The 8,068-nt window shown below is 61.2% G+C and carries 8 protein-coding genes; 6 read left to right on the top strand and 2 right to left on the bottom strand.

The genetic code is table 11. The annotated features are described in order from the left end of the window. The coding region (locus U9R81_RS19015) for an SMC family ATPase (protein ID WP_322496985.1) at positions 1-1,566 on the top strand (1,566 nt) is incomplete at its 5' end. Between the two features lie 404 nt (positions 1,567-1,970). Here the strand turns inward: U9R81_RS19015 and U9R81_RS19010 are convergent. Next, a complete protein-coding gene (locus U9R81_RS19010; RefSeq protein ID WP_322496984.1) occupies positions 1,971-3,035 on the bottom strand; it encodes a class I SAM-dependent methyltransferase in 1,065 nt (354 codons plus the stop codon). Further along, the gene (locus U9R81_RS19005) at positions 3,032-3,499 is read right to left on the bottom strand and encodes a DUF6992 family protein (RefSeq protein WP_322496983.1); all 468 of its coding nucleotides are present in this window, start codon (positions 3,497-3,499) and stop codon (positions 3,032-3,034) included. The genes U9R81_RS19010 and U9R81_RS19005 overlap by 4 nt, the downstream gene beginning before the upstream one ends. Positions 3,500-4,399: 900 nt before the next feature. Between U9R81_RS19005 and U9R81_RS19000 the strand changes: the two genes are divergently transcribed. The 5 genes from U9R81_RS19000 (at position 4,400) to U9R81_RS20130 (ending at position 7,882) form a co-directional block, all read left to right on the top strand. Further along, entirely contained in the window at positions 4,400-5,791 is a 1,392-nt protein-coding gene (locus tag U9R81_RS19000) for a selenium-binding family protein (protein ID WP_322496982.1), read from the top strand. A gap of 625 nt (positions 5,792-6,416) precedes the next feature. Beyond that, on the top strand, positions 6,417-7,082 hold the full coding sequence (locus tag U9R81_RS18995; protein WP_322496981.1) for a hypothetical protein: 666 nt from the start codon (positions 6,417-6,419) through the stop codon (positions 7,080-7,082). Between the two features lie 67 nt (positions 7,083-7,149). Continuing rightward, the gene (locus U9R81_RS18990; protein ID WP_416180995.1) at positions 7,150-7,401 is read left to right on the top strand and encodes a UPF0175 family protein; all 252 of its coding nucleotides are present in this window, start codon (positions 7,150-7,152) and stop codon (positions 7,399-7,401) included. A gap of 58 nt (positions 7,402-7,459) precedes the next feature. After that, positions 7,460-7,735 carry a hypothetical protein gene (locus U9R81_RS18985; RefSeq protein WP_322496979.1) on the top strand — a complete coding sequence of 92 codons (276 nt, stop codon included), beginning with the start codon at positions 7,460-7,462 and terminating at the stop codon, positions 7,733-7,735. Positions 7,736-7,741: 6 nt separating this feature from the next. After that, entirely contained in the window at positions 7,742-7,882 is a 141-nt protein-coding gene (locus tag U9R81_RS20130) for a DUF3368 domain-containing protein (protein WP_416180994.1), read from the top strand. Positions 7,883-8,068: the final 186 nt, after the last annotated feature.

Here is an 8,068-nt window from a genome sequence, read left to right as displayed (position 1 = left end):
CTCGCCACCGCCGGCGGCGCCTGCCCGGTCTGCCGCCACCAGCTCGATCCCGCCGAGACCGAGCACGTCATTGCCTATTACCAGACCGAGCTGACTGCACTGCACGGGCGGATAACGCAGGCCGAAGCCGAGGCCCAAGCTGCCGAGCAAGCGCTGGCCAACCTCCGCGCCGCCATTGCCGCCGGCGAGCGCGATCTCGCCAAACTGCGCCAGCAGGCCGCCGCCGCCGAATCGCTCGAACGCCAATTGGCGCAAGTCGCCGCATGGGAAGCTGAGCAACACGCACTAGCGCAGCAGATCGCCTCACTCACTGAGCGGCTCGCTGCTGGTGAGATTGAACCGGCCATCCAAGCCGAACTGGCGGCGCTGGAAGGGCAACTTGCCGAACTGAGCGATGAAGCCGGTCTACGCCGCGATCTTGCGATGGCGCACGACGAGATCAGCGCGCTCGAACGCCAGTTGCGCGAACAGAGCCGGCTCGAAGGCCAGCTTGAGAGTTGCCGGTGCGAGATGGCCCGCTTGCAAACCGCGCCGGATGATCTGCCCGCTGCCGAGGCAGCCGTAACCGAAATAGAGCGCCAGCTCGCCGAGAACGACTTCGCCCACGAGATTCAGACCGCTGGCCGGCAGGTGGCGGCTGCAATCGAGGCGCTTGGCTACCAGCCGGAATTGCTCGAAGCGGCGCGAGCGACGGCGCGGGCACTGGCCCACTGGGAGAAAGAGGAGCGCGATCTGCTCTTGGCCGAAGAACGCTACGCCAGCGATATCAAGCTGCACGAGCAGGCCCAATCGCTCCGCGATCACGCCGAACGCGAACGGCGCACCGTGCAGAGCGAAGCCGATGCGCTGGCTAGCCAAGTCGCGGCGCTGCCGGCAGTGAAAGCCGAAGTCACCCAATTGGCGCAGCAGCTCAACGACACCGATCGCGCCTTACAAGCCGCCGAGCGTGATCTGGCCGAAAAGCAGGCCTATCTTCGCCAAGCCGAAGCTGCTGCTGCTGAACTAGAGGCATTGCAAGCGCAAGAGCAGCACCTGCGCGAACGCACCGCCCTCTTCGCCGAGCTAGCCGAAGCCTTTGGCAAGAAGGGGGTGCAGGCGATGTTGATCGAAACGGCCATCCCCCAGCTCGAAGACGAAGCCAACCGCCTGCTTGCCCGCTTAACCGACGGCCAGATGCACCTGCGCTTCGAGATGCAGCGCGACACCAAGAAGGGCGATACAGTCGAGACATTGGAAGTAAAAATCTCTGATGCGCTCGGCACACGCGATTATAAGGCTTTCAGCGGCGGCGAAGCGATGCGAGTCAACTTCGCCATCCGGATCGCCCTGTCGCGCCTGCTCGCCCACCGCGCCGGCGCCCGTCTCGAAACGCTGGTGATCGATGAGGGGTTCGGCGCCCTCGACGCCGATGGCCGTGAGCGGATGGTCGAAGCGATCACGGCGATTCAGCGCGACTTCGCCCGGATCATCGTCATCACCCACATCGACGATCTCAAAGATCGCTTCCCAGCGGCGCTCGAAATTCGCAAGACGCCGCTTGGCAGCCGGTGGGAGTTGCGGGCGTGATCGAAGGCGGTGGCATCGCAAGCCGAGCGGCCGGATGGCCCCCACCCCCAACCCCCTCCCCCGCTGAGGGAGGGGGCGATACCCCCGCTCCCCGTATGTCATTGCAAGCCGAGCGGCCGGATGGCCCCCACCCCCAACCCCCCGCTGGGGAAGGGGATTGACCCCACCCCCAGCCCCTCCCCCGCTGGGGGAGGGGAGCCGCATAGCCAAGAAGCGACACAAAAGACACGAAAAACTATTGTATGTATTTTGTGGCTTTTTGTGGCAATGCCAACCTCCCGCCCCGCCTCCGCTGGCGGAGGGTAAATGAATAGCCACGAAAAGACACAAGACACACAAAAAATTGTTGTGTCTTTTGCGTCTTTATTATGGCTATGCTTCTGATCCCTCAACGGTTAACCTCATCACCGCGGCTTTTCGACCAAAATGAAGTAGCTGCCGCAGCGCATCCAGCCGAACAGCCACAGATCAAGCTCCATCAGCAGCGTCACGGCCAGCAGGGCATAGTAGACCGGCCCTTTTTTGCGCAGATAGCCGCGCATGCGCTGGCGCGCGCGGATCTCGCGCGCCGCGCCGGGACTCACTCTTGCCGGAAGATTGGTGGCTGCCTTGCGCCCGCGTACCCGCCCGATGATTGCCTCACCGAGTTTCATGAGCACATGTTCCACAAAGGTCGTAAACAGGCTGTTCCAGAAGACGACCTTCACCGGGCGCAGACCAGCCCGCTCGAAGGCAGCCAGCACGTCTTCCCACGTCTCCAGCGCTTTGATATGGTCAGACTTGCGCAGCTTCTCGCGCTCAAAGTCGTAGACGCCGGCCTTGACAAACAGACGGCCAATATGGCGGCTAATGTCGATCACCGGTTGGATCGGCGAGCGTTCGCGGGTGTTCGAGAAGGCCAGCATACGCCCACCGGGGCGCAGCACGCGGGCCGTTTCGGCCAGATAGGCATCGATCACCGGCAGCGGAAAGTGTTCGAGGATGTCGATCGCGAAAACCTTATCAAAGCTGCCATCGATGAAGGGCAACATGCGCGAATCGGCCTTGGCCAGCGTCACCGTGCGTACCGCTTCGTCGGCAAAGAGCGTCGCCGGGTCAGAACCTACCATCAACCCGACATACTTCGCGTTCCAGACGGCATGCTTGGCGGTGCCGCAGCCGTTATCAAGCACCACATCGCTCTTGCGCCAGCGCATCAAGCGGCGCAGAGTGCGGTCGCGCACGCCGGCGGCCAACAGCGGCGGCGTCAGTTCGCGATAGTCAAGCTCGGCGGCCAACTGCTCTTCGTCGGTGACGTACTTAGAAACGTAATCAAACTCGGCCCCGCGCGGCATCAGGTCGAGATAGCCATCGCCGAAGGGGTAGAGCGTCTGGCAGCGCGGGCAACGCACGCCGCAGGCTTCGACAATGAGCGGACGTACCCGGCAGGTCGGGCATTGCAACAATGGCAAGATGCGTTGGTTGATCATGGCGATGGCGGAATCCAACGCCGGTTGATTTCAGCGGCGAGGATACTATCAAAGAGCAAGAGAAAGAGAGCTTGGACGAGGATGCCGGCTCCCATGCCGCGCCGGTCGGCGCGATCGCCTGCCGCGCGCAGCAGCCACAGACCGGCGCCAATGTAGAGCAGGTCGAGTCCGGTGTTGACCAGCAAGATAGTACGGAACCGCTCGGCAGCGACGTGCGCCACCGATTCGTCGAGATCGCCGGCAACCAAATCTTCAGCTTTGAGCAGAGCTTGCCGGCGGCCAGCAATGGCCAGCAGCCAATCGATTGCGCCCCAACTGATCGCTTGGAGGCCGAAGTGACGCCAGAAGCCGGGCAGCAGCGATAGGACTGCGCCGCCAATCACGCTCCCGGCGCCCCACCGCTCCAGCGGCTTGAGGGCGTGGTATTGGAAGGCAAAGAAGTTATCGTTCATAGCGGTCATCATACCCTCTATCGTAGAACACCTCACGTTCATTATACCCGGTTGGGAGGAATAGCAGTGCGGGAGGGGCCAACGGCTCGTGCCTTACGAGGTTAAGAGGAGCGCGGGCGGCGCGTTTCGTGGTGAAACGAGTTCAAGGGCGGACAGAACCTCTGATCCGGAACCCGGCCCTTCAGAACTGGACTAGGGTTACGAAGGCCGCGCAGCGGGCTGATGGCTCTCATCCCCCCGGCCCCGCCTCCGCTGGGGGAGGGGAGTGGCCCACCCCTTGCCCCTCCCCCGCTGGGGGAGGGGCGCCCTCACCCCCCGGCCCCCTCTCTCACCTAACGGCGGGAGAGGGGGAGCCGCGTGGTTTGCGGGAACGGCATCGTGGAGCGAGTAACAGCAGCACCCCTCTCCTTCGCTAGTGGGAGAGGGGTAGGGGGTGCGAGTACACCGGCGCATCGCAACACCAGAAACTCCATCTGCACTCGTGAGTGCTGTCCGCCCTTGAAGGGGGAGGGGTGAGGAGCGGCGAGCTAGTCTCCTCTCTGGTCGAGCCGATCATTCCGTATGTACCGGCTAAAGTAAGGCGCTAAAGTTTATCCCCTCCCCCCACCTCCCTACTCCCTATCTCGCGGATTTTTTGCTCTTGACCAAGCGCTGGGCTGGTTGTATAGTGGCAATACACCGAGTGAAGTATTCTCAACTCATAATGGCGTTTCCACAACGCAAGCATAGCGAACCGGCGTGGATTGGACACGTCGTGTTACCGAATTCAACGGGCGAGCGTTACGGTCTGCGCAGCCAATAAACTTGACTTTTTCGCTCAAAAAGTATAGATTTGACGTAGGGGTCAACGATGGGCAACGACTAGCCCACTCGCCACGATACGGGGTCTGATCCAACGAAGGAGGTGTCACTGTGGCTATCTGGCGTCCTGATCCGACGTTTTACCCCTCGCCGCGCATGGCGACCAAAGCGCCGCCGGAGGCGCTCGCGTATGTGGTGCGGCTCAACCCGCACGGCAATGGCCAGCCTGATGCAATGTGCGTGGTCGATGTCGATCCCAAATCATCAACGTTTGGTAAGGTAGTTGGCGCCACCGAGATGCCGTACACTGGCGGCGAACTGCACCATTTCGGCTGGAATGCGTGCAGTTCGATGCTCTGCCCTAACGCGCCGCACCCGCACGTCGAACGGCGTTATCTGGTGGTGCCGGATATTCGCAGCTCGCATATCACCATTCTCGATATCAAAGAGCAGCCGACCCAACCGCAAGTGGTGAAGGTAATCGAACCCGGCGAGTTGTTCGAGCGCACCGGCTATGCGCGCCCGCATACGGTGCATTGCGGGCCGGACGGCATCTATATCTCGGCGCTGGGCAACCCCGCAGGCGAGGGGCCGGGTGGCATCTTCATTCTCGACCACGACACCTTCGAGGTGTTGGGGCGGTGGGAGATTGATCGGGCCGACCAGTACCTCCACTACGATTTCTGGTGGCATCTCGGCTACGATACACTCATCACCAGCGAGTGGGGCACCCCGCGCATGGTTGAGCATGGCGTGCTCGGTGAAGAGCTGCTAGCCGGCAAATACGGCCATCGTATTCACATTTGGGATCTCCACCGGCGGCGCCATCTGCAGACGCTCGACCTTGGCGCCGAGCACCAGATGGCGCTTGAGCTGCGCCCGGCGCACGATCCGACCAAAGCCTACGGCTTCTTCAACAGCGTGGTCAGCCTCAAAGACCTCTCGGCCTCAATATGGCTGTGGCACCGGCACAACGGTTCGTGGCAAGTGCGCAAGGTGATCGAGATTCCTGCCGAACCGGCGAGCGAAGAGGAGCTTCCCGATATTCTCAAGCCATTCAAAGCGGTGCCGCCGCTGGTGACCGATATTAACCTGACAGTTGATGATCGCTTCTTGTACGTCTCGTGTTGGGGCACTGGCGAACTGCGCCAATACGATGTCTCCGATCCGTTTAATCCGAAACTGACCGGCACCCTCCAGATCGGCGGCATTGTGCGGCGGGCCGGGCATCCGGCGGCAGCCGGGCCGCTCAACGGCGGGCCGCAGATGGTTGAGGTAAGCCGCGATGGCCGGCGGGTTTATTTCACCAATTCGCTCTACTTGCCGTGGGACGAGCAGTTCTACCCAGATGGCATCCGCGGCTGGATGGTGAAAGTTGACGCTGATCCGCAAGGCGGGATGCAGTTCGACCCGAACTTCTTCGTCGATTTTGGCGACCAGCGCGTTCACCAGATCCGGCTGCAAGGCGGCGATGCGTCGAGCGATTCGTACTGCTTCCCGTGATGCGCTCTAGCCTCCCACCCCCAGCCCCTCCCCCGCTGGAGGAGGGTGCCGTACACAGACGCCAAGCGAGCAAAGGCGCAGAGGGTGAAACGCAAAGACGCGAAGATCGCGGAGAACGCAAAGGGTTTGATGATGATCCCAGCGATCAACCGTTTGCCCTCCCCCCCCGGCCCCCTCTCCCACCTGACGGCGGGAGAGGGGGAGACGCGGGATGGCGGCAAAGGTTTGCAGGGGCGGAATGCAGAAGCGTCCCGTTCCCGCGCTAGGGAGCGGGGTAGGGGTTGAGGGTGAATCAGCGTATCTCAAGGCCATCAACTGCATTTACGCTGATGTGTTCTGTCCTTCCTTGAACGTGCTAGAGGAGTGATGCACCACCCCCTCCCCGTGAACGGGGAGGGGGCAGGGGGTGGGGTAGTATCCCCTAACGAGCGAGACGGGTGCTACCTTCCTCTCATCTCAAGCGGCAACGATGCTTAAAGAGGCGTTATCCGCTATCGGGGGAGATTGCTTCGCCTCGCTGCGCTCGGCTCGCAATGACAACTGGGGACGCAATGGCGATGAGGGACGCGAGCGAATGAGCCAACGAACACGTGATTGGCACCCATAGACCCTTTGGAGGTAGCAAGTGGATCAGACAGCATGGCTCTGGGGGTCATTATTTGGTCTTGGTTTGTTCCACGGTCTCAACCCGGCGATGGGGTGGTTGTTTGCTACCGGCTTAGGCTTGCAGGAGGGCCGGGCGCAGGCAGTGATCTATGCGCTGTGGCCGATTGCGATCGGCCATGCCGCCGCGATTGCGCTAGCCGCCTTTGTGACGGCGCTGATCGGCTATGCCCTGCCAACCAATCTCTTGCTCGTGCTGACTGGCGTAGTCTTGTTGGGATTTAGCGGCTGGCGGCTGCTGGCCCGTTTCCGCCATCCCACCACCCGCTTCCGGGCCAGCGCGGGTGAACTGGCGTGGTGGTCGTTCTTGATGGCGAGCGCGCACGGGGCCGGGTTGATGGTTGCGCCGCTGCTGGTAGCGATGGGGCCGGCGGCGCAGCACGCGCACCATGGTCACATGCATCACGCACCAACGATCGCCGGCTCGATGCTCGACGCGACGCTGGCGGTGGTGGTGCATACCGCCGGTATGTTCGCGGCGATGGCCGCGATTGCGCTGATCGTCTACTACGTAGTCGGGCTTGAAATCTTGCGTCGGGCATGGATCAATACCGATCTGGTGTGGGTGACGGTGCTGGCTATGACCGGCGTGATTGCGATTGGGTGGGGGATGTGGGGGATGGGGTGAGCCGCGAGGATAGTTTGTATTTATACGCAGGAGCTGATCGGCTATGATGTGGGAAAAAGGGGAAGGTATGGCAGCGCAACAAGTAACAATCACTATCCCGGAAAAGGTATTATTGTCTGAAAAGACTGACGCTGAGTCATTTGGTCGCGAAATGCGGGTATTGGCGGCGATCAAATTGTATGAACTTGGCCGGCTTTCTGCGGGACACGCCGCTGAGCTGGCGGGAATGGCACGGGTTGAGTTTTTGCTCAATTTGGGTCGCTATAAGGTGTTTCCTTTGGCCGCCGAGCTGGAGGATCTGGAACAGAACCATGTCTAGCGTGATCAGTAATACGTCGCCGTTACTGTAGTTATACCGTATAGAAGCAATTGACTGGTTGCCGCAGTTATTTGCAGAGATTTGGATCCCGGAAGCTGTCCAAACAGAATTGCAAATTGGTCTTAACAAAGGCTATAGTGTACCTTCTGTAGCGGATTATAGCTGGTTACGTGTGGTCAATCCAACATTCACGCCCTCGGAATGGCTGGTAGCAGATGTAGGGTCTGGCGAAATCGCGGTTATGGCGTTGGCATTAGAACATCCGGATCGGATCGTGCAGCTTGATGACGCTTTGGCGCGCCGGATTGCGCAGGGAGCCGGGCTGCGCGTGTAGGGCACGTTGAGAGTCTTGTTGGAAGCCAAAGCCCATGGCCTTATGGCGCGCGTTGAACCGTATGTGTCAAGGTTAGCCGATTCAGGGATGTGGTTTTCGCCAGATATGAGAGTGCGGATTTTGCAATTAGCGGGCGAGTACGTCTAGAGTTGCTCACTTTCCTTCCCCCTCCCCTCACCGTTGCCATTGCCACCACAGCCGTGCCAACAGCAACGCCAGTTCGCGCCAGCGTTGCCAGCGTCGCTGTGCATTGCGCCACGGCGGGGCGATGCGGCGTTCGAGCTGGTCGAGATGCAGCGCAAGCAGCGTGCGCAGCAGGCGATGGCCGGTGCG

The organism is Chloroflexus sp. (assembly GCF_034435895.1).
Lineage (GTDB): Bacteria > Chloroflexota > Chloroflexia > Chloroflexales > Chloroflexaceae > Chloroflexus.
This window is presented reverse-complemented; position numbering and strand designations above follow the sequence as displayed.